At 64.3% G+C, this 25586-nt stretch carries 24 protein-coding genes and 1 pseudogene; 18 read left to right on the top strand and 7 right to left on the bottom strand.

Annotation, left to right across the window (positions count from 1 at the left end):
- The 3 genes from AC629_RS24175 to AC629_RS24165 all read left to right on the top strand — a co-directional run bounded on the left by AC629_RS24175 (position 1) and on the right by AC629_RS24165 (position 2927).
- Positions 1-2094: a 3-hydroxyacyl-CoA dehydrogenase NAD-binding domain-containing protein gene (locus AC629_RS24175; RefSeq protein ID WP_084807452.1), complete on the top strand. Its 2094-nt coding sequence runs from the start codon at positions 1-3 to the stop codon at positions 2092-2094.
- Positions 2095-2101: 7 nt separating this feature from the next.
- Entirely contained in the window at positions 2102-2512 is a 411-nt protein-coding gene (locus AC629_RS24170; RefSeq protein WP_084807451.1) for an acyl-CoA thioesterase, read from the top strand.
- A gap of 223 nt (positions 2513-2735) precedes the next feature.
- Complete coding sequence (locus tag AC629_RS24165) at positions 2736-2927, top strand: hypothetical protein (RefSeq protein ID WP_084807450.1); 192 nt, start codon at positions 2736-2738, stop codon at positions 2925-2927.
- A gap of 123 nt (positions 2928-3050) precedes the next feature.
- Here the strand turns inward: AC629_RS24165 and AC629_RS24160 are convergent, their stop codons facing one another.
- Entirely contained in the window at positions 3051-3518 is a 468-nt protein-coding gene (locus AC629_RS24160; RefSeq protein WP_084807469.1) for a nuclear transport factor 2 family protein, read from the bottom strand.
- Between the two features lie 154 nt (positions 3519-3672).
- Here AC629_RS24160 and AC629_RS24155 point away from each other — a divergent pair, with 154 nt between their 5' ends.
- The 9 genes from AC629_RS24155 to AC629_RS24115 all read left to right on the top strand — a co-directional run bounded on the left by AC629_RS24155 (position 3673) and on the right by AC629_RS24115 (position 13388).
- Positions 3673-4347: an HAD family hydrolase gene (locus AC629_RS24155; protein ID WP_084807449.1), complete on the top strand. Its 675-nt coding sequence runs from the start codon at positions 3673-3675 to the stop codon at positions 4345-4347.
- Between the two features lie 79 nt (positions 4348-4426).
- On the top strand, positions 4427-5275 hold the full coding sequence (locus AC629_RS24150; RefSeq protein WP_084807448.1) for a DeoR/GlpR family DNA-binding transcription regulator: 849 nt from the start codon (positions 4427-4429) through the stop codon (positions 5273-5275).
- Positions 5276-5614: 339 nt separating this feature from the next.
- Positions 5615-7165, top strand: coding sequence for a glycerol-3-phosphate dehydrogenase (glpD, locus tag AC629_RS24145; RefSeq protein ID WP_084807447.1), 1551 nt, complete (start codon positions 5615-5617; stop codon positions 7163-7165).
- Complete coding sequence (locus AC629_RS24140) at positions 7162-8238, top strand: ABC transporter ATP-binding protein (RefSeq protein WP_084807446.1); 1077 nt, start codon at positions 7162-7164, stop codon at positions 8236-8238. Before glpD ends, AC629_RS24140 begins: the two co-directional genes overlap by 4 nt.
- Positions 8239-8250: 12 nt before the next feature.
- Complete coding sequence (locus tag AC629_RS24135; protein WP_084807445.1) at positions 8251-9336, top strand: ABC transporter ATP-binding protein; 1086 nt, start codon at positions 8251-8253, stop codon at positions 9334-9336.
- Positions 9336-10310, top strand: coding sequence for a carbohydrate ABC transporter permease (locus AC629_RS24130; protein WP_084807444.1), 975 nt, complete (start codon positions 9336-9338; stop codon positions 10308-10310). Before AC629_RS24135 ends, AC629_RS24130 begins: the two co-directional genes overlap by 1 nt.
- Positions 10310-11116 carry a carbohydrate ABC transporter permease gene (locus tag AC629_RS24125; RefSeq protein WP_084807443.1) on the top strand — a complete coding sequence of 269 codons (807 nt, stop codon included), beginning with the start codon at positions 10310-10312 and terminating at the stop codon, positions 11114-11116. Before AC629_RS24130 ends, AC629_RS24125 begins: the two co-directional genes overlap by 1 nt.
- A gap of 69 nt (positions 11117-11185) precedes the next feature.
- Entirely contained in the window at positions 11186-11515 is a 330-nt protein-coding gene (locus AC629_RS24120) for a DUF2160 domain-containing protein (protein ID WP_084807442.1), read from the top strand.
- A 130-nt stretch (positions 11516-11645) separates the two neighbouring features.
- A complete protein-coding gene (locus tag AC629_RS24115; RefSeq protein ID WP_084807468.1) occupies positions 11646-13388 on the top strand; it encodes an ABC transporter substrate-binding protein in 1743 nt (580 codons plus the stop codon).
- A 247-nt stretch (positions 13389-13635) separates the two neighbouring features.
- Here the strand turns inward: AC629_RS24115 and AC629_RS24110 are convergent, their stop codons facing one another.
- From AC629_RS24110 to AC629_RS24100, 3 genes are all read right to left on the bottom strand, one after another.
- The gene (locus AC629_RS24110; protein WP_084807441.1) at positions 13636-14736 is read right to left on the bottom strand and encodes an alkene reductase; all 1101 of its coding nucleotides are present in this window, start codon (positions 14734-14736) and stop codon (positions 13636-13638) included.
- A 179-nt stretch (positions 14737-14915) separates the two neighbouring features.
- Positions 14916-15419: a DUF1993 domain-containing protein gene (locus AC629_RS24105; RefSeq protein WP_084807440.1), complete on the bottom strand. Its 504-nt coding sequence runs from the start codon at positions 15417-15419 to the stop codon at positions 14916-14918.
- 107 nt (positions 15420-15526) lie between these two features.
- Positions 15527-16828, bottom strand: a complete 1302-nt coding sequence (locus tag AC629_RS24100; protein ID WP_084807439.1) for a lytic murein transglycosylase — start codon at positions 16826-16828, stop codon at positions 15527-15529.
- 184 nt (positions 16829-17012) lie between these two features.
- On the opposite strand from AC629_RS24100, the gene htpX reads away from it, so the two are divergent.
- Both htpX and AC629_RS24090 read left to right on the top strand, forming a co-directional pair.
- On the top strand, positions 17013-17969 hold the full coding sequence (gene htpX / locus AC629_RS24095) for a zinc metalloprotease HtpX (protein ID WP_084807467.1): 957 nt from the start codon (positions 17013-17015) through the stop codon (positions 17967-17969).
- A gap of 150 nt (positions 17970-18119) precedes the next feature.
- Positions 18120-18752, top strand: coding sequence for a tetratricopeptide repeat protein (locus AC629_RS24090; protein WP_084807438.1), 633 nt, complete (start codon positions 18120-18122; stop codon positions 18750-18752).
- Between the two features lie 16 nt (positions 18753-18768).
- Here the strand turns inward: AC629_RS24090 and AC629_RS24085 are convergent, their stop codons facing one another.
- Positions 18769-19122 (bottom strand): hypothetical protein, encoded by a 354-nt coding sequence (locus tag AC629_RS24085; protein ID WP_084807437.1) that lies wholly within the window; start codon positions 19120-19122, stop codon positions 18769-18771.
- 186 nt (positions 19123-19308) lie between these two features.
- On the bottom strand, positions 19309-20118 hold the full coding sequence (locus AC629_RS24080) for a hypothetical protein (RefSeq protein WP_084807436.1): 810 nt from the start codon (positions 20116-20118) through the stop codon (positions 19309-19311).
- A gap of 368 nt (positions 20119-20486) precedes the next feature.
- Here AC629_RS24080 and AC629_RS24075 point away from each other — a divergent pair, with 368 nt between their 5' ends.
- Entirely contained in the window at positions 20487-20780 is a 294-nt protein-coding gene (locus tag AC629_RS24075) for an antibiotic biosynthesis monooxygenase (RefSeq protein ID WP_074120044.1), read from the top strand.
- Between the two features lie 223 nt (positions 20781-21003).
- On the opposite strand, the pseudogene AC629_RS24070 reads toward AC629_RS24075, so the two are convergent.
- Positions 21004-22450: pseudogene (locus AC629_RS24070) on the bottom strand (helix-turn-helix domain-containing protein).
- A 494-nt stretch (positions 22451-22944) separates the two neighbouring features.
- Here AC629_RS24070 and AC629_RS24065 point away from each other — a divergent pair.
- The 3 genes from AC629_RS24065 (at position 22945) to AC629_RS24055 (ending at position 25554) form a co-directional block, all read left to right on the top strand.
- A complete protein-coding gene (locus tag AC629_RS24065) occupies positions 22945-24576 on the top strand; it encodes an isocitrate lyase (RefSeq protein WP_084807435.1) in 1632 nt (543 codons plus the stop codon).
- A 16-nt stretch (positions 24577-24592) separates the two neighbouring features.
- A complete protein-coding gene (locus tag AC629_RS24060) occupies positions 24593-24805 on the top strand; it encodes a DUF4170 domain-containing protein (protein WP_074120036.1) in 213 nt (70 codons plus the stop codon).
- A 194-nt stretch (positions 24806-24999) separates the two neighbouring features.
- On the top strand, positions 25000-25554 hold the full coding sequence (locus tag AC629_RS24055) for a hypothetical protein (RefSeq protein ID WP_084807434.1): 555 nt from the start codon (positions 25000-25002) through the stop codon (positions 25552-25554).
- Positions 25555-25586: the final 32 nt, after the last annotated feature.

Genomic DNA, 25586 nt, shown 5'->3' with positions numbered 1-25586 from the left:
ATGGACAAGGTCATGACCGCGCTCGGCGACCGCGTGCTGACGCTCGGGCCTCAGCCCGCGGCAGACGGTCCCTACAGGCACTTCAAGCTGACCCGCGATGCCGACGGGGTCGCCTGGCTCCTGTTTGACCGTGCCCACGCCAGCGCCAACACTCTCTCCTCGGATGTGATGGAGGAGTTCGACGCCGCGCTCGCAGCGATCGAGACCGAGCGGCCCGCTGGTCTCGTGATCCGCTCCGCAAAACCGTCCGGCTTCATTGCCGGCGCCGACGTCAACGAATTCCGTGGCGCCAGCGATCCCGAGATGGTGGAAACGCGCATCCGCGCCGCGCATGCGGTGGTCGATCATCTGGAAGTCCTGAAGCTGCCGACTGTCGCCGTCATCCACGGCTTCTGTCTCGGCGGCGGCCTCGAAGTCGCGCTCGCCTGCCAGTCGCGCATCGCCATCGATGGCGCGCGCTTCGGCTTCCCCGAGGTGATGCTCGGACTGCATCCCGGGCTCGGCGGCACCGCGCGTTTCACTGCGCTGGTCAATCCGACCCAGTCGATGGCACTGATGCTGACCGGCCGCACCATCGATGCGCGCCGCGCCAAAGCGCTCGGTCTTGTCGACGCCGTGACGCAGGAGCGCCACGTCCGCAATGCAGTGAAGGACGTGCTGTTCGGTCGGTTGAAGCGGGCCAAACCGGGCCTGCTCACGCGTGCAGCCAGTCTCGGGCCGGTGCGCGGGCTGCTTGCCAAGCGGATGCGCTCCGAGGCCGCGAAGGCTGCACCCCGTGAGCATTATCCGGCGCCTTACGCGCTGATCGATCTCTGGGAGGCCAATGGCGGCAGCAAGGCTGCGATGCTCAAGGCCGAGCAGGCTTCCTTCGCCAAATTGATGGTGACGTCGACCGCGCAGAACCTGATCCGCGTGTTCTTTCTGCGTGAGCAGATGAAGAAGGCCGCCGGCAGCGGCAACACCATCAGGCACGTCCACGTCATCGGCGCCGGCGCCATGGGCGGCGACATCGCGGCCTGGTGCGCGGGGCAGGGGCTGCGCGTCTCGCTCGCCGATATGAAGGCCGAGCCGATTGCGGGGGCCGTGAACCGCGCCGCCGAGCTCTACGGCAAGATCATCCGCAAGCCGACCGAGGTGCGCGACGCACTCGACCGCCTCATCCCCGAGTTGGACGGCGAGGGCGTCCGCAACGCCGATCTCATCATCGAGGCGGTGCCGGAAAAGCTCGAGCTGAAGCGAAAGGTCTATGCCGGCCTCGAGCCGCAGATGAAGCCGGGTGCGATCCTCGCGACCAACACGTCGAGCATTCCGCTTCAGGACTTGCGAACGACGTTGGTGCGGCCGGAGCGGCTGGTTGGCCTGCATTTCTTCAACCCGGTGTCGCGGCTGCAGCTTGTCGAGGTCGTCAGTCACGACGGCAACGATTCGCAGGTGCTGAAGAAGGCGCTCGCTTTCGTCGGTGCGATCGATCGGTTGCCGCTTGCCGTGAAGAGCTCGCCCGGCTTCCTCGTCAACCGCGCGCTGACGCCTTACATGCTGGAAGCAATCGTGATGCTGGACGAGAAGACCGACCAGCGTCTGATCGACGCCGCGGCCGAACAGTTCGGCATGCCGATGGGGCCGATCGAGCTTGCCGACCAGGTCGGGCTCGATATTTGCCTCGACGTCGGCGACATGCTGCGCACCAAGTTCGGCGATCTGTTGCCGCCGACGCCGGCCTGGCTACGCGAGAAGGTCGCCAAGGGCGAGCTCGGCCGCAAGACCGGCAAGGGCTTTTACGTCTGGAAGGACGGCAAGGCGGAAAAGGCACCGTTGCCGGAAACCGGCCCGCGCGTCACCGACCAGATGATCGATCGCCTGGTTCTGCCGATGTCCAACGTCTGCGTCGCCGCACTTCGCGAAGGCATCGTCGACGATGCCGATGCGGTCGATGGCGCCATGATCTTCGGCACCGGCTACGCGCCCTTCCGCGGCGGCCCGTTGAACTACGCGCGCACGCGCGGCGTGGAGAACATCGTTTCCACCTTGCGTGCGCTGGCCGAGCGGTTCGGCGGACGTTTCGCGCCCGATCCGGGCTGGGACAATTTCAAGTGAGAGACACATGACTCAAAAGGCCAACAAAGAGCCGCGAGGCGATCTTTGCATCCGCACGCTCGCAATGCCTGCCGACACCAATGCGAACGGCGACATCTTTGGCGGCTGGCTGCTGAGCCAGATGGACGTCGGTGGCGGCGTGTTCGCATCCAAGGTCGCGAAGTCGCGCACTGTCACGGTGGCGATCGAGGCGATGAATTTCCGCAAGGCGGTCTATGTTGGCGATCTCGTCTCCGTCTACGCCAATCTCGTCCGTGTCGGGCGCACGTCGCTCACCGTGCATCTCGAAGCCTGGGCGCTGCGTCGCGGCGAGGAGCATCCGTTCCCCGTCACCGACGGCAATTTTACCTATGTCTCGATCGACGAGCACGGGCGCCCGCAGGAGGTTCGCTCGACTGACACGCAGATCGCGACGTAATCGCGCGCGGCGTCGTTCCCCATGTCACGAAGGTGTGTGGCGTTAGCCAAACAAGGCGCGCATGAGTCAACGCGTCGCGCCTTTGCCAAGAACAAGTCATAAAACGGATGAGGTCCCGGCGTACTCAATTTGCGTGTCGATTCGGGGTGGAAACCGGTTGATTTGCCCTAGGAACCTTTGGGCAGACATGCCGTTGTCTGCCCGCACTAAGGAATCAACGGGCATGCCGGACAGCTACATCATCGAAGTGAATTCGCAGACCGCGGGTATCGTGGTCCGCTCTCCGGGAGGCTACTGCTTCTTCGCCTCATCCCACCGCTTCAATCGCCTTGAAGGCCAGCTCTTCCGCAACGCACGCGAAGCCGAGCGCGCTGCGCGCAAGCTGATTAGCGGCGATTTGGAGGAGGCGGCGTAGTAGATCGACAAGTCATTCCGGGGCGTGCAAAGCGCGAACCCGGAATCTATCTTGCTGCGGAGCTCGTCGATGAATGGATTCCGGGCCCGCGCCTTTCGGCGCGTCCCGGAATGACGTCCTTGATCACAACTTCGTCGCGGCGCGCGAGAGCAGCTTCCACTCGTCGCCCTGCTTCTGCCAGTTCATCAGGATGTGAAGGTTGGTCGGCACTTTTTTCCCATCGGCCGCCATCTCCTGTTCCGCGACCCAGTGGAAGCGCACAATCGCGGCGGGGCCGACGACCTTGATTGTCGGGTCCTTGTATTCGATCGACAGGAATTTCGACTTGCCGTCGGTGGCGTTCGCGATGAAGGTCGCCTTGTCCTCGACCTTGCCGCTGGAGTGGCTGTAGCTGAGATCGTCCCAGCACAGCGCGCCGAGCGCCTTGGGGTCGGCCGCGATCTGGGCGAGGCGGAAGGCCTCGACTTTCTTCGCGACGGCTTCTTCGTCGGCCGAGGCGGCGAGTGCCGATGCTGTGAGAGCGAGCGCGGAGACCGCAAGAGTCGAAAGAGCCAAGCCCGATATAGATAACTCGCGCCGGTTGATCGTCATCGTTTCCTCCTTTTTGATCTTGCGCGGAGTGTTGCAGCCGCGCGCGACTTTGTCGAGTGTCACGTCGATGTCATGCGCGTGCGTCATTGCGCGATTGGAGCTGTATTGATACGCCTTTCGCATTGATGCGCCGCGCATTCGGGAAAGTACGGAAATGATAGATTCTACCGGCAGGGCTTTGCTGTTCGACATCGATGGCACGCTCGCCAACACCGACCCGCTTCACCTCAAGGCGTTCAACCAGGTGCTCGGTCCGCGCGGCCATGTCTTCGATCACGCGCGCTTCTCGAAGGAGCTGCAGGGCTTCTCCAACGCGTCGATCGGTGAGCGTTTCCTGGCGGACGAAGCGCTTGAGCGGCGGGCCGCGATCCTCGGCGAGAAGGAGGAAATCTTTCGCACGCTCGTGGCGGGGCAGATCGAGCCTGTGCCGGGCCTGATGGCGGTGCTCGACCAGGGAGATAGCGCCGGCATTCCGATGGTCGCCGTGACCAACGCGCCGCGCCTCAACGCGGAGCTCCTGCTCTCTGGCCTCGGCATCACGCACCGCTTCAAGGCGATCGTGATCGGCGACGAGCTACCGCACGGCAAGCCGCATCCGTTGCCTTATCAGGAAGGACTGCGCTTCGTCGACGCCAGCGCGGCAGCTTCGATCGCGTTCGAGGATTCCCGGTCCGGCGTCCAATCGGCTACCGCGGCCGGCATTCCGACCGTCGGCATCCGGACGAGCCTCAGCCATGCTGACCTTGTCGCCGCCGGAGCGGTCGCCTCCGCGAGCGCCTTCGACGATCCGGACCTGCTCGCTCGCCTCGCTGCCGCGATGGCGTGGTGAGGGGGCTTCATCCGTTAACCGCATTGACCGAACGCGCGAACCGCCGCACCATGTCTCTTTCTGATTTGAGGCCATCGTCGTGACCGGATTGACCCATCGCCAAGCCGAAATCCTCAACATCGCGCGCACTTCGGGCCGCGTCATGGTCGAGGAGCTCGCGCGCCGGTTCGAGGTCTCGGCGCAGACCATCCGCAAGGATCTCAACGATCTCTGCGAACGCCGCTCGCTGACCCGCATCCATGGCGGCGCGATCATTGCCTCCGGCGTCGAAAACCTCGCCTACGAGGCGAGGCGCTTCGTCGCGGCCGACGAGAAGAAGGCGATCGGGGCTGCCGCCGCTTCACTGATCCCGAACGGCTGCTCGCTTTTCATCAACATCGGCACCACGACCGAGGAGGTGGCGAGCGCGCTGACCTCGCATGAGGATCTCCTCGTCATCACCAACAATCTCAATGTCGCGATGCTGCTCTATCGCCATCCCCGCATCGAGGTGGTGGTTGCCGGCGGCACGGTGCGGCGCGCCGACGGCGCCGTGGTCGGTTCGACCGCGACGCAGCTCATCGGCCAGTTCAAGGTCGACTACGCCATCATCGGCGCCTCCGCGATCGACGAGGAGGGCGCGCTGCTCGACTTCGACTATCGCGAGGTGCAGGTGGCGCAGGCCATCATCGCCAACGCCCGCAGCGTCATGCTGGTGGCGGACTCGACCAAGCTGCGCCGCAGCGCGCCCGTCCGCATCGCGCATATGACGCAGATCCAGACCTTCGTGACCGACCAGGAGCTTCCCGAACGCCTTGCCACGATCTGCCACAGCAAGGGCATCGAGGTGGTCGAGGCGATGCCGAAGGCGGCTGGGGATGTCGAGGACCCTCAGGCCGAGGCGCAGGACGCCGCCCCCGGAGCGGCGCCGGTGGTGAGGCTGCGATAGCGGGCGCTTGGGGCGCGAAAGCTTCCACATCGTCATGGCCGGGCGTAGCCGTTCGAAGGACGGCGTCGCTTCCGCTCGCCTATGTCCCGGCCATCCACGCCTTGCTCAGCAGGACGAAGAACGTGGATGCCCGGGACAAGCCCGGGCATGACGGCTTCGGCCGAATGCGTCGGCGGCCCTCCAGGGCCGTATGCTGCTGCCTACTCCTTCACCTCGCTGCCCACAGAAAATGTTCCACTTTCGCTTCCGTTCGCCTCTCTTTCATCTTGCTTTCGTTTTTGGGTGTGATCTAATCAAAAACGAAAGTAACCGCTCGGAGGAACGGGCGGTCGCCGGGGGATGCGTCTGTTGGAGCGTATTTTCGACCTCGCCATCATCGGAGGCGGTGTTAACGGCTGTGGCATCGCGCGTGACGCGGTAGGCCGCGGCAACACGGTTTTCCTTTGCGAAATGAACGATTTGGCGAGCGGGACGTCGTCCTGGTCGACCAAGCTGGTACATGGCGGCCTGCGCTATCTCGAATATTACGAGTTCCGCTTGGTCCGCGAGGCGCTGATCGAGCGCGAGATCCTCTGGGGCATCGCGCCCCACATCATCCACCCCCTTCGTTTCGTTTTGCCGCATCACGCCGGCCTGCGGCCCGCCTGGCTGCTGCGTCTCGGTCTCTTCCTCTATGACCACATCGGCGGCCGGCATCTGTTGCCGGCGACGCGCTCGGTCGATCTCCGGCGCGACGAGGTCGGCCGCCCGCTGATCCCAAACCGCTACAGCCGCGCATTCGAATATTCCGACTGCTTCGTCGATGACGCCCGCCTCGTCGTGCTCAACGCGCGCGATGCCGCGGACAAAGGCGCCGAGATCCGCACCCGCACCCGCGCCACCGACATCCGCCAGTCCGATGGCATCTGGACCGTCAACATGGTCGACACGCTGACCGGCGCGCGCTCGTCCATTCAGGCCCGCGCGCTGGTCAATGCCGGCGGCCCCTGGGTCGAGGACGTGCTCGGCCGCGGCGTCGGCGTGAACGCGAAAGCCAAGGTTCGCCTGGTGCAGGGCTCGCACATCGTGGTCAAGAAGCTCTACGACCACGATCGCGCCTACATGTTCCAGAACGCGGATGGCCGCATCATCTTCGTCATTCCGTATCAGGACGACTTCACGCTGATCGGCACCACCGATCGCGACTATGACGGCGATCCCTCCAAGGTGAAGGCGACGGCCGAGGAGATCCAGTATCTCTGCGCCGCCGCAAGCGAATATCTGGCCAAGCCGGTGACGCCCGAGGAGGTGGTCTGGACCTATTCCGGCGTGCGGCCGCTCTACGACGACGGCGCCAGCGAAGCCAAGGCCGCGACCCGCGACTACGTGTTCGAGCTCGATACGCCCGGCGGCGCACCGCTGCTCTCGATCTATGGCGGCAAGATCACGACCTATCGCCGCCTCGCCGAAGAGGCGCTGGAACGGCTCGCGCCGTATCTTCGCAGTGCGAAAGCACGCGAGGGCTGGACCGGAAAATGGCCGCTGCCCGGCGGCGACATGGGGGTGTCCGACGTCGATGGCCTGATCGCCGAGCTCCAGCGCGGCTATCCCTTCCTCAGCCACGAGCATGCGCGGCGCCTTGCGCGCGCGTACGGCACAAGGGCCATCAAGCTGCTCGGCGATGCCAAATCGGCCGCCGATCTGGGCAAGGCTTTCGGGGCGACGCTGACCGAGCGCGAGGTCCGCTATCTCATGGCCAACGAATGGGCCGTCACGGCCGAGGACATCGTCTGGCGCCGCTCCAAGCTCGGCCTGCGACTATCTGCCGACGAGATCGCGGCACTGAACGACTGGATCGTAACCCACGGTGTGCCGCAAAGTCCCCTCCTGGAAGCAGGAGGACGCTCATGAGCGTGACACTCGATCAGGTAACGCGGACTGTCGACGGGATCCCGCATATCCGCGACGTCTCGCTGACGCTCGAGAGCGGCACCCTCAACGTGCTGCTTGGGCCGACGCTGTCCGGCAAGACCTCGATCATGCGGCTGCTGGCCGGCCTCGACAAGCCGACGTCGGGCAGGGTGCTGGTCAATGGCAGGGACGTCACCGGAGCCGACGTGCGCCAGCGCTCGGTAGCGATGGTCTATCAGCAGTTCATCAATTACCCCTCGCTCACGGTCTATGAAAACATCGCCTCGCCCTTGCGCGTGCAGGGCAAGCCGCGCGAGGAGATCGAGAAGCGCGTGGCGGAGGCCGCAAGACTGCTGCGGCTCGAGCCGTTTCTCAAGCGCACGCCGCTCCAGCTTTCAGGCGGCCAGCAGCAGCGCACCGCGATCGCGCGGGCGCTCGTGAAGGGCGCGGATCTCGTGCTGCTCGACGAGCCGCTCGCCAATCTCGACTACAAGCTCCGCGAGGAGCTGCGCGCCGAGTTGCCGCGCATCTTCGAGGCCTCGGGCGCGATCTTCGTCTACGCCACCACCGAGCCGAGCGAGGCGCTGCTGCTCGGCGGCAACACGGTCTGCATGTGGGAGGGCCAGGCGCTGCAGATCGGCGAGACCGCCAACGTCTACCGCCGGCCGCAGACCCTGCGGGTCGCGCAGGTGTTCTCCGATCCGCCGCTCAACCTCGTCGGCATCGAGAAGAAGAACGGCTGCGTGCAGTATGCCGGCGGCACGGCGTCGCCGGCCTCGGGCCTCTATTCATCGCTGGCCGACGGCGCCTATCGTGTCGGCTTTCGCGCGCATCAGCTCGGGCTTGCCAATGGCGAGGCCGACCGTCATGCCTTCCACGCCACGGTGACGGTGACCGAGATCACCGGTTCGGAGAGTTTCGTGCATCTGACCCGCGACGGCTTGAACTGGGTTGCGGTCTTGCACGGCGTGCACGAATTCGAGCCCGGCCAGACCATCGACGCTGTGCTCGATCCGAATGATGTCTTCGTGTTCGACGCGGCTGATCGCCTCGTTGCGGCACCTGGTTCTTGAGGGGGATGCGACATGGCCCGCATTGACCTCGTCGATCTCGCCCATTCCTACGGCGGCAATGATGCTGCCCCGGAAAGCTTTGCGCTGAAGCCGGTGACGATGACCTGGCGACAGGGCGGCGCCTACGCGTTGCTCGGGCCGTCCGGCTGCGGCAAGACCACGCTGCTCAACGTCATCTCCGGCATCATCACCCCGTCGCGGGGGAAAATCCTGTTCGACGGCAAGGACATCACACCGCTGTCAACCCAGAAGCGCAACATCGCCCAGGTGTTCCAGTTTCCGGTGATCTACGACACGATGACGGTGGGGCAGAACCTGGCGTTTCCGCTGAAGAACCGCGGCGTACCGAAGGCCGAGATCGACAAGCGCGTCGCCGAGATCGGCCGCCTGCTCGACCTCGAACCCTATCTGAACCGCAAGGCGACGCGGCTCACCGCGGACGCCAAGCAGAAGATCTCGCTCGGCCGCGGTCTCGTCCGATCCGACGTCGCCGCCGTGCTGTTCGACGAGCCGCTGACGGTGATCGATCCCGAGCTGAAATGGCAGCTCCGCTCCAAGCTGAAGGCGCTGCATCGCGAGCTCGATCTCACGATGATCTACGTCACGCATGACCAGACCGAGGCGCTGACCTTCGCCGACACCGTGGTCGTCATGCATGACGGCCGCGTGGTGCAGAGTGGCACGCCGGCCGAGCTGTTCGACAAGCCGGCCCATACGTTCGTCGGTTATTTCATCGGCTCGCCCGGCATGAACATCCTGCCGGCCGAGGTGAGGGGACGCGAGGCGCGGATCGATGGCCATGCCATCACGCTCAACCGCAGCTACGACAATCTGCCTGCTGGCGCCAAGATCGAGATCGGCGTGCGGCCTGAATTCGTGGAGGTCGTCACGTCCGCGCCCGGCCTGCTCAGCGCAAAGATCGAACGCATCGACGATCTCGGCCGCATCCGCTTCGCGCGTACGCGCCTCGGCGACGCAAAGCTCGCCGCGCGCGCGCCGGCGGGCTTCACCAGCTCAGACGGTACGGCCGGGCTGAAATTCGATCCGTCGCATATCCACGTCTATGCCGACAGCCTTCTGGTGGAGGGAGCCGCCTGATGGACAAGACCATCAACCAAAAAGCCTGGTTCCTGGTGCTGCCGGTATTCCTGGTGGTCGCCTTCTCGGCGGTTCTACCGCTGATGACGGTGGTGAACTATTCGATGCAGGACACGTTCGGCAACAACCAGTTCTTCTGGAACGGCGTCGGCTGGTTCAAGGAGCTGCTCGATCCCTCGACCGATCTCGGCGGCCGCTTTTTTGCTTCGCTCGGCCGCAACCTGTTCTTCTCACTTGTGATCCTTGCCATCGAGGTGCCGCTCGGCATCGTCGTGGCGTTGTCGATGCCGCGCCAGGGCTGGACGGTCGCGGCCTGCCTCGTCATCCTCGCGCTGCCGCTGCTGATCCCGTGGAACGTGGTCGGCACCATCTGGCAGATCTTTGGCCGGCCTGACATCGGCCTGCTCGGCTATACGCTCAATGCAATGGGCCTCGACTACAACTACGTGTCCAACCCCATCGACGCCTGGGTCACCGTCATCGTGATGGACGTCTGGCACTGGACCAGCCTCGTTGCGCTGCTCTGCTATGCCGGCCTGAAGTCGATCCCGGAGGCCTATTACCAGGCGGCGCAGATCGACGGCGCCTCGCGCTGGGCCGTGTTCAAGGCGATCCAGCTGCCGAAGATGAATCGCGTGCTGCTGATCGCGGTGCTGCTGCGCTTCATGGACAGTTTCATGATCTATACCGAGCCGTTCGTGGTGACGGGCGGCGGGCCCGGCAACTCGACCACCTTCGTGTCGATCGAGCTCGTCAAGATCGCGCTCGGCCAGTTCGACCTCGGCAAGGCGGCCGCGCTCTCGCTGGTCTACAACCTGATCATCCTGATCGTCTGCTGGATCTTCTACACCGTCATGACCAATGCCGGCGTCGAGCGGAAGGCCCAGGCGGAAGAGGAGCCGGCGGCGGAGCGCATGCCCGCTGGCGTGCTGCAGCCCGCCATGGCGCTCAAGCAGAAGGAAGGGGTGGCCTGATGCACTCGATTCCCGGACGTCGCGTCATCATGGCGCTGTTCCTGCTCTTCCTGCTGTTGCCGATCTACTGGCTCGTCAACATGAGCTTCAAGACCAACGCCGAGATCGTCTCGACGATGACGCTGTGGCCGCATACGCCGACGCTCCAGCACTACAGGCGCATCTTCACCGACGAGAGCTGGTATTCCGGCTACATCAACTCGCTGGAATACGTCGTCCTTAATACCGTCATCTCGATCTCGGTGGCGCTGCCGGCGGCCTACGCTTTCTCGCGCTACCGTTTCCTTGGCGACAAGCATCTGTTCTTCTGGCTGTTGTCGAACCGCATGGCGCCGGCCGCGGTCTACGCGCTGCCGTTCTTCAACCTCTATTCGGCGATCGGCCTGTTCGATACGCCGTGGGCGGTCGCGCTCGCGCACTGCATCTTCAACGTTCCGCTCGCGGTGTGGATCCTCGAAGGCTTCGTGTCCGGTGTGCCGCGCGAGATCGACGAGACCGCGTTCCTCGACGGCTATTCCTTCCCGCGCTTCTTCATCAAGATCCTGGTGCCGCTGATCGCGAGCGGCATCGGCGTCGCCGCCTTCTTCTGCTTCATGTTCTCCTGGGTCGAGCTGCTGCTTGCGCGCACGCTGACCTCGGTGCACGCCAAGCCGATCGCCGCGATTATGACGCGCACGGTGTCGGCGGCCGGCATGGACTGGGGCCTGCTGGCTGCTGCCGGCGTACTCACTATCATTCCGGGCGCGCTCGTGATCTGGTTCGTCCGCAATTACATCGCGAGCGGTTTCGCGCTCGGTCGGGTCTAGGGAGAGGGCGCATGATCCCGAAAAGTGGAATCCGGTTTTCGGACCAGATCATGCGCAAGGAGTAAGAGCATGGAATCCATCGCATGGATGGCCTGGACGCTGCCGACAGCGATCTTCTTCGCCGCGCTCGCCTGCACGCTTCTCGTGATGACCTGGCTCGCCGCGGTCTATCCCGAAGCCGAGCGCGTCGGTGTCCTCCGCATTCCGACCACGCGCGGCGATCGCCTTTTTGTCTCGCTGATTACCGCAGCCGTCATCCACCTCCTGTGGATCGGTCTCGTCGGCACGGACGCGATCGCCACGCTGCCGATCGGCGAGGATGGCTTTGAGATTTCGAGCCTGTGGCTCGCAAGTGGGATTTCGCTGGCCACGGCCGTGCTCATTTTTCGCACGGTCTGAAGCCCGCGAAGGGACGGCCAGATCCGGGGGCAACCCGGGCCTGTATAAAAGTTTGTCGCTGCAACGGAGGAACAACATGCGACAGTTTAGGAGAAGGAAAGGTCCATTGACCAAGAATAGCTTTCTGACCATGTCCAGTGCCGCCGCGATTTTGGCGGTGTCGTTCGCCGTCTCGGCGCCGGTTCGCGCCGCCGACGACGCCACGATCCAGAAGTGGATTGCGGAGTTCCAGCCCTCGACGCTGTCGAAGGACGAGCAGAAGAAGGAGCTGGAGTGGTTCGCAAAGGCGGCCGAGCCCTTCAAGGGCATGGAGATCAACGTCGTCTCCGAGACCATCACGACCCACGAATACGAATCGCAGACGCTGGCCAAGGCGTTCTCCGAGCTCACCGGCATCAAGCTCAAGCACGACATCATCCAGGAAGGTGACGTCGTCGAGAAGCTGCAGACCCAGATGCAGTCCGGCAAGAACGTCTATGACGGCTGGATCAACGACTCCGACCTGATCGGCACCCACTTCCGCTACAACCAGACCATCGCCCTGTCGGACTACATGACCGGCGAGGGCAAGGAAGTCACCGACCCGATGCTCGACGTCAACGACTTCATCGGCAAGTCGTTCGGCACCGCGCCGGACGGCAAGCTCTACCAGCTGCCCGACCAGCAGTTCGCGAACCTCTATTGGTTCCGCTACGACTGGTTCACCAACCCCGACTATAAGGCCAAGTTCAAGGCCAAATATGGCTACGACCTCGGCGTGCCCGTGAACTGGTCCGCCTATGAGGACATCGCCGAGTTCTTCACCAACGACATCAAGGAGATCAACGGCGTCAAGGTCTACGGCCATATGGACTATGGCAAGAAGGACCCGTCGCTCGGCTGGCGTTTCACCGACGCCTGGCTCTCGATGGCGGGCAATGGTGACAAGGGCATCCCGAACGGTCTGCCGGTCGACGAATGGGGCATCCGCATGGAAGGCTGCCGTCCCGTCGGCTCCAGCGTTGAGCGCGGTGGCGACACCAACGGTCCGGCTGCGGTCTACTCGATCACCAAGTACCTCGACTGGATGAAGAAGTATGCTCCGCCGCAGGCGCAAGGCATGACCTTCTCCGAGTCGGGCCCGGTGCCTGCGCAGGGCAACATCGCCCAGCAGATCTTCTGGTACACCGCCTTCACCGCCGACATGGTGAAGCCTGGCATTGCCGTGATGAACGCGGACGGTACGCCGAAGTGGCGTATGGCTCCGTCGCCGCACGGCGCGTACTGGAAGGAAGGCATGAAGCTCGGCTACCAGGACGCGGGCTCGCTCACGCTCCTGAAGTCGACCCCGGCGGATCGCCGCAAGGCAGCCTGGCTCTATCTCCAGTTCATCGTCTCCAAGACGGTGTCGCTGAAGAAGAGCCATGTCGGTCTCACCTTCATCCGTGAATCCGACATCTGGGACAAGTCGTTCACCGAGCGTGCGCCGAAGCTCGGCGGCCTGATCGAGTTCTACCGCTCGCCCGCGCGCGTGCAGTGGACCCCGACCGGCAACAACGTGCCTGACTATCCGAAGCTCGCGCAGCTCTGGTGGCAGAACATCGGCGATGCGTCGTCCGGTACGAAGACGCCGCAGCAGGCGATGGATGCACTCGCGGCCGCTCAGGACTCCGTCATGGAGCGCCTGGAGAAGTCGGGCGTGCAGGGCGCCTGCGGTCCGAAGCTGCACAAGAAGGAAACGGCCGAATACTGGTTCGCCAAGGCCCAGAAGGACGGCACCATCGCGCCGCAGCGCAAGCTTGCCAACGAGAAGCCGAAGGGCGAGACGGTCGACTACGACACGCTGATCAAGTCGTGGCCGGCAACCCCGCCCAAGCGCGCGGAAGCCAAGTAAGCGGCGCGCAAAGCGTCATCAAACACGAAAGGCCGGGAGCGATCCCGGCCTTTTTCTTTTGCGCTTGTGGTGCGTGGTGCGAGTGCGCCTCACACATTCGGTGTCATTGCCCGCCTTGTGCGCGATTGCGCACTGGGGCGGGCAATCCAGTATTCCAGAGGCGGTTGTAATTGAACCGAGAGGCCGCAGCGTACTGGATGCCCCGCCTTCGCGGGGCATGACAGCCATTGTGTGGATGGATACTCCCTTACTCCGCCGGCTCAGCCGCCAGCGTCGGATAATCCGTATACCCCTTCGCGCCGCCGCCGTAGAACGTGCTCTTGTCCCACTCGTTCAGCGCCGCGCCCTTCTTCAGCCGCTCGACGAGGTCGGGGTTGGAGATGAACGGCTTGCCGAAGGCGATGAGGTCGGCCGCGCCTGCGTCCAGCACCTTGTTCGCCAGATCGACATCGTAGCCGTTGTTGGCGATGTAGGTGCCGGAGAAACGCTTGCGCAGGCTCGCATAGTCGAACGGGGCGATGTCGCGCGGGCCGCCCGTGGCGCCTTCGACGACGTGGAGATAGACCAGCTTGAGCGCGCTGAGGCCGTCGACGATGTGGTCGAACAGCGGTTGCGGATTGGAGTCGGAGAGGTCGTTGGCCGGTGTCACCGGCGAGATGCGGATGCCGGTACGGTCGGCGCCGGCCTCGGCGGCAACGGCCTTGGAGACCTCGAGCATCAGCCGCGCGCGGTTCTCGACGGAGCCGCCATACGCATCGGTGCGCTTGTTGGCGCCATCCCTGGCGAACTGGTCGAGCAGATAGCCGTTGGCGCCGTGGATCTCGACGCCGTCGAATCCGGCTTCCAGCGCATTCTTCGTGGCGCGCTTGAAGTCGTCGATAATCCCGGGAATCTCAGAGAGCTCGAGCGCGCGGGGCTCGGAGACGTCGGCGAAGGTGCCGTTGACGAAAGTCTTGCCCTTGGCGCGGATCGCACTCGGGGCCACCGGGGCTGCGCCATTCGCCTGGAGCGCGACATGTGAGATCCGGCCGACATGCCAGAGCTGGATGTAGATCTTTCCGCCGCGCTCATGCACGCGATCGGTGACCTTGCGCCAGCCGGCGACCTGGTCCCTGGAATAGATGCCGGGCGTGTCCTGGTAGCCCTGGCCCTGCTGCGAGACCTGGCTTGCTTCGGTCACGAGGAGGCCCGCGGAAGCGCGCTGGCCGTAATAGTCGGTGGCGAGCGGGCTCGGCACGAACGAGCCGGGCGCCGCGCGGTTGCGCGTCAGCGGCGCCATCACCAGGCGGTTGGCCAGCGTGATCGGGCCAAGCTTGTAGGTCTCAAACAATTTGGTCGGACGGCTCATGGGAATGCTTCCAGGCGGTGAAAGGTCAGCAACACTTGTGCATCGCCACAACCAGCGCAAGGGAGGAGCCATACGGAAAGTGCAGGCGCGCTGCGCGGCACGGCCTGGGGAGCAGATTTCATTCGCATTTTCGGCTGCGGCAGTGGGTTTCCGCTGCCGCAGCCGTGCGAATTGACAAGTCAGTTCGTGCCGAGGAAGTCACGCTTGCCGATCTCGACGCCGTTGTGGCGCAAGATGCCGTGGGCGGTCGCGGCGTGGAAATAGAAGTTCGGCAGCGAGAACGCGCTCAGGAACTGCTGGCCCTTCAGGGTGAAGGATTGGTCGGGGCCGGCCGGGAAGGTGACGTCCTTGGTCTCGGCGCCCTCGAACTGCTCGGGCTTGAACGACTTCACGTAGTCGATGGTCTTCGCCAGCCGCTGCTTCAATTCCGCGAAGTTGGTTTCTGTATCCGGGGTGGAAGGCACTTCGCTATGCGTCAGCCGCGCGCAGCCCTTGGCGGCGAAATCGCTGACGAGCTGGATCTGCTTCGACAGCGGCAGCATGTCCGGGAAGAGGCGGGAGCCGAGCAGAACGCTCGGGTCGACCTTTTTGGCCGTGCAATGCGCCTCGGCTTTCGTGAGCAGGCCGGTCAGGCTGTTCAGCATTTGCAAGTACGCGGGGACGACGGCGTCGTAGAAGGACATTTGATGCTCGCTTCAATGGTGGGAATCTCAGGAAAAACCTGAGTTCCAGACATGGGAGCGGCATGGCAAAATACAATCGCCGGAAAGGCCCGCGCAGGCCAAAAATTCTAACGGATCGTCGCCTGGGGCTGTGCCTGCGCCGTGCCCCCGCGCATGCGGGCGAGCAGCTCGGCGGTGGGCCAGGAATCCGCGGGCAGGCCGTATTTGATCTGCATCGCCTTCACGGCAGCACGGCTCTGCTGTCCCAACACGCCATCGACCTTGCCGACGTTAAAGCCGGCACGGACCAGGAGCTGCTGCAATTGCTTCAGTTCATTGGACGGCAGTTGCGCGACCGGCGTGGACGGCTTGCGCATCGGGGCCGCGCCCGCGATGCGCGAAGCGAGATAGCCCGCCGTGGTCGAATAGATCAGCGAGTTGTTCCACTCGGTGTAGGCCGCAAAATTCGGATAGGCCATGAAGGCCGGTCCGTTGCGTCCCATTGGCAGCAGCACGGAGGCAGCGAGATTGTCGTTCGGCAGCGGCCGGCCGTCGGGATAGGTGACCCCTAACTGCGCCCATTTCGAGCGCGGCTGCTGCACCGTGAGATCGGTCTGATCCCACGGCAGGTTTTGCGGCACCTTGATCTCCTCAAGCCACGGCTCGCCGCGCCGCCACTTCAAGCCGTTGGCGATGTAGTTCGCGGTGGAGCCGATGACGTCGGGCTCGCTGCGCAACAGATCGCGCCGTCCGTCGCCGTCATAATCGACGGCGTAGTTGACGTAGTGCACGGGCAGGAACTGGGTCTGCCCTAGCTCGCCGGCCCAGGAGCCGATCATCTCGTCGGGCGTGAGATCGCCTCGGTCAATGATCTTCAGCGCGGCGATGGTCTCGTTCACGAACATCTCGGAGCGACGGCAGTCATAAGCCAGCGACACCAGCGATTTCAGCGTCGGCAGATTGCCCATGTTGGCGCCGAAGTCGCTCTCCAGTCCCCAGAACGCGGCGATCACCGCCGGCGGCACGCCGTATTCCTTTTCGGCGCGTGCGAACGCCGCGGCGTGTTTCTTGATGTGCTGCTGGCCGTTCTGCATGCGGTAGGGCGCAGCCATGCGGCCGGCGAATTCGGTGAAGAGCTGGCCGAACACGCGCTGGCCGCGGTCGCGGTTGACGATGCCCTGGTCGTAGACGAGGTAGGGCGAGGCCTCCGCGATCGTGTGCTGCGATACGCCGGCGGCAATCGCCTGTTGTTTCACGTCAGCCAGGAAGCGATCGAAGCTTGCTCCGTTATGGCACGACGCTGCTCGCGGCGACGCAGCGGTGGCCCTGGGCGCCGCGGGTCTGACGGGCGGCGGAAGCACTTGCGCGGAGGCGGTGGCGGAGCATGCGAGGAGGGTGATGGCCGCGATCGCAAATCGGGTCTGGAGCATGAGGTTTCCGGAGGGGGGAAGACGTTCGGATTCTTGACGAAGTTTAATGGAATGATCGAGCTCAAACCAGTGCCGCGGCTGCGCGACGCACCTTGAAATCTTGCGCCCGGGCCGGGGGCATCCCTACCTCATGTTTGCCGGCCTGCAACGCCTTCAGCGCCCGCGGCCGCCTTGGGAGACGGTCATGAACTATCTTCGTACCGCAATGCTGCTTGCAGGCCTCACCGCCCTGTTCATGGGCGTCGGCTATCTGATCGGCGGCGCCTCAGGCGCCATGATCGCGCTCGTCATTGCCGCCGCGACCAATCTCTTCACCTACTGGAACTCCGACCGCATGGTGCTCTCGATGTACGGCGCCCATGAGGTCGACCGTTCGACTGCGCCGGAGCTGGTCGGGCTCGTCGCGGAGCTTGCAGGGCGCGCTGGCCTGCCGATGCCGCGCGTGTTCCTGATGGACCAGCCGCAGCCCAACGCGTTCGCAACCGGGCGCAACCCCGAGAACGCCGCGGTCGCCGTCACCACTGGCCTGATGCGCCAGCTCAGCCGCGAGGAGCTGGCCGGCGTGATCGCGCACGAGCTCGCGCATATTAAGCATCACGACACGCTGCTGATGACGATCACCGCGACCGTCGCCGGCGCGATCTCCATGCTGGCGCAGTTCGGCATGTTCTTCGGTGGCCATCGCAACAACAGCGGGCCGGGAATCGTCGGCTCGATCCTGTTGATGATCCTCGCCCCGCTCGCCGCCATGCTGGTGCAGATGGCGATCAGCCGCACGCGCGAATATGCCGCGGACGATCTCGGCGGGCGCATCGTCGGCCAGCCGATGTGGCTGGCCTCGGCGCTCATGAAGATCGAGGGCGCCGCACATCAGGTCCCGAACTATGAGGCGGAGCGAAATCCAGCGACCGCGCACATGTTCATCATCAATCCGCTGTCGGGCCACGGCGTGGACAACCTCTTCGCCACGCATCCGTCGACGCAGAACCGGATCGCTGCGCTTCAGCACCTCGCATCCGAGCTCGGCGCGCGTGCCGCGCCGTCGGTCGGCGCCAACGAGAACTATCCGCCGCAAGGCCCGTGGGGCAGCTCGTCTTCGCGAGGCCCGTCACGAGGGCCTTCGCGGGGTCCCTGGGGCTGACGTGGAACCGGCTGTTCTGCCCTGCTGGAAATTGCGTCCTGCTTTGTGACCTGGCGCACACAGCACCGTCCCGGCCGGTGTTAACACCTCGGCGAGATCAATCCTTTGAAAGGGGATCTGTGGCCGGCCCGTCGCCGGTCACCGTCGAAGATGACCAGAGCTGCCGTACCATTTCTGATCGTCCTGGGCGTGCTCATCGGCCTGTCCACGCACACGGTCGTCAATTGCGGAGACGAGGACGAGCCCGACATCTGTTCGGCCGTGATCGGCTTCTCGCCGCTGCGTGGCTCGCTGATCGCTTTTGCCTATGAAGGGCGTGGCCGGATCGCGCTGCGCCACGGCGACTGGCAGCGGGCGATCGCGGATTTCGACGAGGCGATCCACCTCAATCCCAACCGCGCCGCGCTCTATCGCGACCGGGCGCAGGCGCGCCTGCTGAACGGCGACCTCGAGCTCGCCATCGAAGACTATGACCAAGCCATCGCGCATGATCCCAGGCTCGCGGCGCCCTATCACCAGCGTGGTCTCGCACTGGCCGCCACGGGCGATCTCGATCGCGCCATCCTGAGCTACAACACCGCGATCCGCCTCGATCCGTCGGATGCACAGGCCCGCCTCGACCGCGGCCAGGCATTCCTCGCCCGCGGCCAGGCCGACGACGCGCGCGCCGATTTCGAAGCCGCGCTGGCGCTGCCGGCCGGCAAGGACGGCCGGACCCATGAGGCAGCACGTGCGAAACTCGCCGAACTCGTGAGCGCCGAGTTCTCCGCGCCGCGGCGGTGAGAGCCCCCCCGCGGAGTTACTTCGCTTTCTTGGCTTTCGCCTTCTTCGCCTTGGCCGCCTTCTTCACTGGCTTTTCCTTCGCCTTCTTTTCAGGCTTTGCCGCGACGGGCGTGCTGACGGCGATGCGCATCGAGCGGGCGTAGCTGTCGGCGACGTTGTCGGCGGACATCTGCAGGCGCTTGGCGGCGGCGGTGGCCTGCTCCATGGTGGCCTTGGCCATCATCTTGAAGCGGTCGCCGGTCTCCTTGCCCTTGGCCTTGGCCGCAAGGCCGTTGAAGCGATCCCGCCGCTCCTTGGCGCGGGTCATCAGGCCCGTATGCAGCTGTCTGGCCAGTTGCCGGATCACGACATCCAGGTCGGCGTCCGCCATGTTCTTCTATCCTCTTCGAAAACAGTATCGATGCGGGCGGGACTATGCAGATCAGGCCCCGCCTTGGCAATTCCCGGCTGTGCGTCATCCGCAGCTTCCGGTCTACAAAACAAGAAAGCCGCGCTCCTCGCGCGGCTCCTGGCGAAGTTGTTGACGTGGTTTGGCGCTTGGTGCGCTGTTTCCGCCTCACTTCAGCGAGGCGACCGGGCCGCTTGTCGCTGCCGGGTCGGGGTCGAAGCCGAACACGCCGACCAGATATTTGTAGTAGTCCGGCATCTTCTCCTTGAGCGCTTCGCGCGACTTGGGATCGTGGAACTCGCTCTTTCCGGCCAGGAAGATGCTGGCGGTCACGGCAAAGAATTCCATGTGGTTCTTCATCGCATAGGTCTCTTTGGGCAAGAGGTCCTTGGACTTGGCAAGGACATAATAGCTGAGCACGCCCTTGTTGGCGTAACCGTCCGGCAGCAGCCGCGCGTGATAGGCGTGCAGCAGCTCGTGCAGCAGCACCGCCTCTTTTTCGTAACGCATCATGTCCGGCCGCAGCATGATCACGCCGAGCCCCGAATCGACCGCGAGGTCGACGGCGTTCGGATTGGTCCAGCGCTGCTTGTCATGGTCCCACACCGTCAGCGTCCGCGGCACGCGGCGCTCGACGTTCGGGGTGACGCGGCCGTAGCACGCGGTCGCGGCGCCTTCGTCGAGGCAGGCCAGCTCGCTTGCGATGATCGGGACGGTGCGGAAGAAGCGCAGCACGCGCGGCGAGAGGCCCGCACCTTCGACGACGTCGATCTGGCTCTTCAGGTTGTCGGTGAGCTTGTCGACATCCTTGCGGTCGGAATTCTCCGACAGGTCGTACATGTAGCCGCGGTAGCTCTGGAAGCCCGGCGGCAACGGCTGCGCTGCGTCGGCGGACGCCGTATCGAGCGACCCGGCATTGGATGGATTGGCGAAAAGCGCGCCGACAATGGTTGCGGTCAGCAGCAACGCAGTGCGCATGATGAACCCCCTGATGTCACTTGACGCGGCAGAATAGGCTAGCGTTGTTTGCGAAAAGTGAGTGGGGCGAGACTAAGGCGCCGATGTTGCGGCGTGCTTAACCGTTGGTTGCAGATCGCGCAGGCGGATTAGTCCCGGGTTAACCAAGGCCGATGCTCCACCACCGTCATCCTGAGGCGCCGGAGCGAAGCGGAGGCCTCGAAGGACGACGGCCCGTCTGCATCCGGGCCGTTCCGTACTTCGAGGCTCTCCGCGCGCTGCTTCGCATCGCACGGCTCGCACCTCAGGATGACGGGATGGGCGCTGGGGTGTAGATTCTATCCGCGGGCACCAAGCCCGAACAATCAGACACCCGGAAGGAGGATGCCATGTATGCCGCCATCCGTCAGGCCAAGGCGAAAAGCGGGAGCGCGGAAGAGTTGGCGCGCCGCATTAAGGACGGCGCCGTCCCGATCATCAGTGATGTCGATGGTTTTCGCGCTTATTACGTGGTCTATGCCGGCGACGATACCGTCACCGCGATCTCGATCTTCGACAAGTTCGAACAGGCAGAGGAGGCAAACAAGCGCGCCATCGCCTGGATCGAGAAGGATCTGGGATCGCTGCTCGCCGGACATGCGAGCGCGGCTGCGGGGCCGGTGATCGTGCATACGCTGGCGTAGGCGTTAGGCATCACTCGATCGGCACTCTCAATGGCGACGTTGAAGCGACTGTGTGCTCAGTCGGCAGTCTCGTGCCCCGGACGCAGTGCAGCGCCTCTTCGGCGGTGCGCTGCAGAGCCGGGGCCCACGTGGTGCGGCATGTGTGGTTCGCTGGGTCCCGGCTCTGCGCAGCAACGCGAAGCGCGTTGCAGCGCGTCCGGGACACGAGACGTGCATCCGCCCCTCACAACTCCCGTGCATTCGAGAATGCGAACGAGCTTACCCGCCGCGTCGTCTCGTCCAGGATCAGCGTGCGCGTGATCGGTGGCTCGGCGCGCTGGGCGCAGTTTTCGCGCTCGCAGAGACGGCAGTTGACGCCGATCGGCGTTCCCTCGGCCTTCTCCAGGTCCATGCCGGCGGCGTAGACGAGGCGCGATGCGTGGCGGATCTCGCAGCCGAGGCCGATGGCAAAGCGTGGCTGCGGCAGCGGATGCGGCGCCACCGGCCGCCGCACCATCTGCGCGATCGAGAAATAGCGCGTGCCGTCGGGGGAGCTCGATCACCTGCTTCAGGAGGCGATCAGGCGTGTCGAAGGTCGAGTGCACGTTCCACAGTGGACAGGTGCCGCCGAACTTCGAGAACGGGAACGTGCCGGACGAAAAGCGCTTCGACACGTTGCCGGCATTGTCGACGCGCAGGAGGAAGAACGGAATGCCGCGCGCGTTCGGCCGCTGCAGGGTGGTGAGCCGATGGCAGACCTGCTCGAAGCCGGAATTGAAGCGCTGCGCCAGCACGTGGATGTCGTAATTGAGGGCTTCCGCTGCGGCCAGGAAGGCGGGGTAGGGCATCATGACGGCCGCCGCAAAGTAGTTGCCGAGCGTGATGCGGAACAGCCGCCGCGGCGCGTCGTCGAGCGGGCCGGCGCGGCCGATGATCGTCTCCAGATGCTGCGCGCATTCGCCTAAGCCGAGCTGGAAGGCGAGCTGGAACGCGCGTCCGGGTGGATCGACCAGCTCGGAGATCAGGAGCTGGCGGCGGTGGCGATCGAAACGCCTGAGGGTCTCTCGCATCACGTCGACCGGCATGATGCGTGTCTGGATCGAATGCTTCTCGCGCAGCCTCGCCACCAGCGCCGCGTAAAGCCCTTCGGCCGGCACGTTCAGTTCATCGCGAAGTGTCTCCGCGGCCTGCTCGAGCTCCGGAAAATAGTTCCGGTTGGCCTCGATCAGCTCGCGCACGCGCTCGACCGGATTGGCCTCATAGCGCGTGCCGACGTCGCGGTCGGCCATCTGTGCCGCCGCCAGGGTCTCGCCCTGGCGCGCCTCGGTATAGGCGGCGTAGAGCCGTTGCAATGCATGGGTGACGCCGGGACAGAGCTCGGCGAGGTCGCGCAGTTCCTGCTTGGGAACGTCGATCTGGCGGAACAGGGGATCGGAGAAGATCTCGTTGAGCTCGGCGAAGAAACGGTCCTCGTCGGCGGTCGCGAGGTCACGCAGGTCGAGGTCGTAGGTCTCTGCCAGCCGCAGCAGGATCTGCGCCGTCACCGGGCGCTGGTTGCGCTCGATCAGATTGACGTAGCTCGGCGAGATCCCGAGCCCCTCGGCGATCTGGGTCTGTGACAGCCCCAATTGCTGCCGGATCCTGCGGAAGCGCGGGCCGACGAACAGTTTCTTCCCGGACTCGGCGGCCATCAGCGGCTCCTCTCTTTGCCTCTCCCCGCGCGCGGGGAGAGGCAAAGGCCGCCTTTGGCGGCCGTTCTGAAGAACGCCGAAGCGAAGCTTCGGCTATGGCGCATCGCAGATGCGATCCGGGTGAGGGGGAGTCTCCACAGGGGAGGTGAGTATCGGACTCGCGGAGAGAGCCCCTCACCCCAACCCTCCCAGCGCGAGCGAAGCTCGTCGCGCCCCCGTAAGAACGGGGAGAGGGAGAAAACTGCGGACTCGACGGGCATTTTCAGCGTCTCCAGAGGCGTTAAGGACAGCCTTGCTGACCTAGTTGTTTTACAAGATTTACAAAATAACATCTGTTACATGTTTCGATGTTACATGACATCACCATTCAATTACAAGGCCCCTATACGAACTTCTCTTTCTCGCGTTTAGCTCAAGGCACGCATTTCGCAATGCACTGTCAAAAATGTCGACGACAAAACCGGTCGTTTTGTCGTCATCGAAAGGATCAGGCCATGAACTACCAGCCACGCGGAATCAGCACCCTCCAGGGCCCGGCTTCGTATCAGAGCGAGGTCGATGCGGCTCAGGCGCTCCTCGACACCAAGCCGACGTGGAACGGGGTGACGGCCGAGGCCATCGCACGCATGCGTCTGCAGAACCGCTTCAAGACCGGCCTCGACGTCGCCCGCTATACCGCGGCGCTGATGCGGGCCGACATGGCCGCCTATGACGGCGACCCCACCAAGTACACGCAGTCGCTGGGCTGCTGGCATGGCTTCATCGCCCAGCAGAAGCTGATCTCGGTGAAGAAGCATTTCGGCACGACCGATCGCCGCTATCTCTACCTTTCCGGCTGGATGATCGCGGCTCTGCGCTCCGAGTTCGGCCCGCTGCCGGACCAGTCAATGCACGAGAAGACCTCGGTGCCGGCTCTGATCGAGGAGCTCTACACCTTCCTGCGTCAGGCTGACTCCCGCGAGCTGAACGATATCTTCCGCAGCTTAGATGCCGCCCGCAAGGAAGGCGACAAGGCGAAGGAAAAGGCGCTGATCGAGAAGATCGACAACTTCCAGACCCATGTCGTGCCCGTCATTGCCGACATCGACGCCGGCTTCGGCAACGCTGAGGCGACCTACCTGCTCGCCAAGAAGATGATCGAAGCGGGCGCCTGCGCGCTCCAGATCGAGAACCAGGTCTCGGACGAGAAGCAGTGCGGCCACCAGGACGGCAAGGTCACCGTGCCGCACGACGTCTTCCTCGCGAAGATCCGTGCCTGCCGCCACGCGTTCCTCGAACTGGGCGTCGAAGACGGCGTCGTCGTGACCCGCACCGACTCGCTCGGCGCCGGCCTCACGCAGCAGATCGCCGTCAGCCACAAGCCCGGTGACATCGGCGACCAGTACAACAGCTTCCTGGATTGCGAGGAAGTGACGGCGGAGAACGCCCGCAACGGTGATGTCATCATCAACCGCAACGGCAAGATGATGCGTCCGAAGCGGCTGTCTTCCAATCTCTATCAGTTCCGCCCGGGCACCGGTGAAGACCGCTGCGTGCTGGACTGCGTCACCTCGCTGCAGAACGGCGCCGACCTGCTCTGGATCGAGACCGAGAAGCCGCATATCGAGCAGATCGCCAAGATGGTCGATCGGATCCGCAAGGTGGTTCCGAATGCGAAGCTCGCCTACAACAATTCGCCGTCGTTCAACTGGACCCTCAACTTCCGTTGGCAGGTCTACGACGCGATGAAGGAAGCCGGCAAGGACGTCAGCAAGTACAACCGTGCCGAGCTGATGAAGGCGGAATACGACGACACCGAGTTGGCGAAGGAAGCCGACGAGCGCATCCGCACCTTCCAGGCGGACTCAGCGAAGCGTGCCGGCATCTTCCACCACCTGATCACGCTGCCGACCTATCACACGGCCGCTCTGTCGACCGACAACCTCGCCAGGGAATATTTCGGCGAGCAGGGCATGCTCGGCTACGTGAAGAACGTCCAGCGCGCCGAGATCCGTCAGGGCATTGCCTGTGTGAAGCATCAGAACATGGCCGGCTCCGACATCGGCGACGATCACAAGGAGTACTTCGCCGGCGAGGCTGCCCTGAAGGCGGGCGGCGCCCACAACACGATGAACCAGTTCGGCTAATGACAGGAGACTGACAATGACCACAGGCAGCAATTTCTGGGTGATCGGCGGCGAGTTCGGTTCGATGAACTTCCACAAGCTCGTGGAAGGCTCAGCCCAGGTCAAAGGTCCCTTCAAGTCCCGCAAGGAAGCCGAGGACTGCTGGAAGGAAGTCTCGGAAGAGAGCCGCCACAAGGCCGGCGTCCGCTTCTCGATCGTGGAGGAGCCGCACCGCGCCCCGGCAGCCTGACAACGGCTCGGCCGAACTGAACTGAAGAAGACGTCCAAGGACAACGGTCCCATCCAGGCGCGGCCTGGGTGGGGCCGTCTGTTTTTGGCACAGGTAAGAGGCCTGTGGGCACTGTAAGTATCTGGAATTGTGCGGCCTTTGCGGACGCTGTGGTTACTGATAGGTTAACTCCAGCGTTTAGGACGAGGCCGACAATGTCAGAGCCCGAGACCAGCGGGACCCATCCCAGCGAGCCGCGCCCGGTGCGGTTGCGCGATGCGCTGCTGCGCGCCCGGATCGAGGCCGCCGACCGGACCGGCGTCGTCGTCGACCTCAGGGATGCCGAGGTGGCGCGGCTCGAGATCCTCAACGATGCGCTCGATCCCCTGTTCGCGCAGGTGCCGGAGCAGATCGACCTGTTCGACCGCGGCATCAGCCAGGGCGATACGCCCAGACTCTGGATCGACGTCGTCGCACACATCGTGATGGGGCGCGACAAGCGGATGTACCGCTTCGTCCAGGACACCCGCTTCGGCCGCATCGTGCTCGCCGAATCGCACGACACCGCTGTTATCGTCGAGGCCGTCACCGATTATGTCGCGCGCCGCATGATCGAGCGTGAGCATGCGATGGTGGTCCTGCCCGAGCCGAAGCCTGCGGCCGCGGAGCCGCCGCGCCGCTCGCGCGTCTGGCCCTTCGTCTTCGGATTCATCCTCGGTGCCGCCGCCTTGTTCGGCATCGCCGTGCTCGCGGCTTTGCGGAGCTGGTGATCAGTTGCTCCGTCATTCCGGGGCATGCGAAG

This window comes from Bradyrhizobium sp. NAS80.1, assembly GCF_001908205.1.
Classification (GTDB): Bacteria; Pseudomonadota; Alphaproteobacteria; order Rhizobiales; family Xanthobacteraceae; genus Bradyrhizobium.
This window is presented reverse-complemented; position numbering and strand designations above follow the sequence as displayed.

What these genes read in the sequence shown, in the direction of transcription:
- AC629_RS24175 (WP_084807452.1), top strand. Translation starts at nt 1, where the DNA reads ATGGACAAGGTCATGACCGCGCTCGGCGACCGCGTGCTGACGCTCGGG.
- AC629_RS24170 (WP_084807451.1), top strand. Translation starts at nt 2,102, where the DNA reads ATGACTCAAAAGGCCAACAAAGAGCCGCGAGGCGATCTTTGCATCCGC.
- AC629_RS24165 (WP_084807450.1), top strand. Translation starts at nt 2,736, where the DNA reads ATGCCGGACAGCTACATCATCGAAGTGAATTCGCAGACCGCGGGTATC.
- AC629_RS24160 (WP_084807469.1), bottom strand. Translation starts at nt 3,518, where the DNA reads ATGACGATCAACCGGCGCGAGTTATCTATATCGGGCTTGGCTCTTTCG.
- AC629_RS24155 (WP_084807449.1), top strand. Translation starts at nt 3,673, where the DNA reads ATGATAGATTCTACCGGCAGGGCTTTGCTGTTCGACATCGATGGCACG.
- glpD (WP_084807447.1), top strand. Translation starts at nt 5,615, where the DNA reads ATGCGTCTGTTGGAGCGTATTTTCGACCTCGCCATCATCGGAGGCGGT.
- AC629_RS24140 (WP_084807446.1), top strand. Translation starts at nt 7,162, where the DNA reads ATGAGCGTGACACTCGATCAGGTAACGCGGACTGTCGACGGGATCCCG.
- AC629_RS24135 (WP_084807445.1), top strand. Translation starts at nt 8,251, where the DNA reads ATGGCCCGCATTGACCTCGTCGATCTCGCCCATTCCTACGGCGGCAAT.
- AC629_RS24130 (WP_084807444.1), top strand. Translation starts at nt 9,336, where the DNA reads ATGGACAAGACCATCAACCAAAAAGCCTGGTTCCTGGTGCTGCCGGTA.
- AC629_RS24125 (WP_084807443.1), top strand. Translation starts at nt 10,310, where the DNA reads ATGCACTCGATTCCCGGACGTCGCGTCATCATGGCGCTGTTCCTGCTC.
- AC629_RS24120 (WP_084807442.1), top strand. Translation starts at nt 11,186, where the DNA reads ATGGAATCCATCGCATGGATGGCCTGGACGCTGCCGACAGCGATCTTC.
- AC629_RS24115 (WP_084807468.1), top strand. Translation starts at nt 11,646, where the DNA reads ATGTCCAGTGCCGCCGCGATTTTGGCGGTGTCGTTCGCCGTCTCGGCG.
- AC629_RS24110 (WP_084807441.1), bottom strand. Translation starts at nt 14,736, where the DNA reads ATGAGCCGTCCGACCAAATTGTTTGAGACCTACAAGCTTGGCCCGATC.
- AC629_RS24105 (WP_084807440.1), bottom strand. Translation starts at nt 15,419, where the DNA reads ATGTCCTTCTACGACGCCGTCGTCCCCGCGTACTTGCAAATGCTGAAC.
- AC629_RS24100 (WP_084807439.1), bottom strand. Translation starts at nt 16,828, where the DNA reads ATGCTCCAGACCCGATTTGCGATCGCGGCCATCACCCTCCTCGCATGC.
- htpX (WP_084807467.1), top strand. Translation starts at nt 17,013, where the DNA reads ATGAACTATCTTCGTACCGCAATGCTGCTTGCAGGCCTCACCGCCCTG.
- AC629_RS24090 (WP_084807438.1), top strand. Translation starts at nt 18,120, where the DNA reads ATGACCAGAGCTGCCGTACCATTTCTGATCGTCCTGGGCGTGCTCATC.
- AC629_RS24085 (WP_084807437.1), bottom strand. Translation starts at nt 19,122, where the DNA reads ATGGCGGACGCCGACCTGGATGTCGTGATCCGGCAACTGGCCAGACAG.
- AC629_RS24080 (WP_084807436.1), bottom strand. Translation starts at nt 20,118, where the DNA reads ATGCGCACTGCGTTGCTGCTGACCGCAACCATTGTCGGCGCGCTTTTC.
- AC629_RS24075 (WP_074120044.1), top strand. Translation starts at nt 20,487, where the DNA reads ATGTATGCCGCCATCCGTCAGGCCAAGGCGAAAAGCGGGAGCGCGGAA.
- AC629_RS24065 (WP_084807435.1), top strand. Translation starts at nt 22,945, where the DNA reads ATGAACTACCAGCCACGCGGAATCAGCACCCTCCAGGGCCCGGCTTCG.
- AC629_RS24060 (WP_074120036.1), top strand. Translation starts at nt 24,593, where the DNA reads ATGACCACAGGCAGCAATTTCTGGGTGATCGGCGGCGAGTTCGGTTCG.
- AC629_RS24055 (WP_084807434.1), top strand. Translation starts at nt 25,000, where the DNA reads ATGTCAGAGCCCGAGACCAGCGGGACCCATCCCAGCGAGCCGCGCCCG.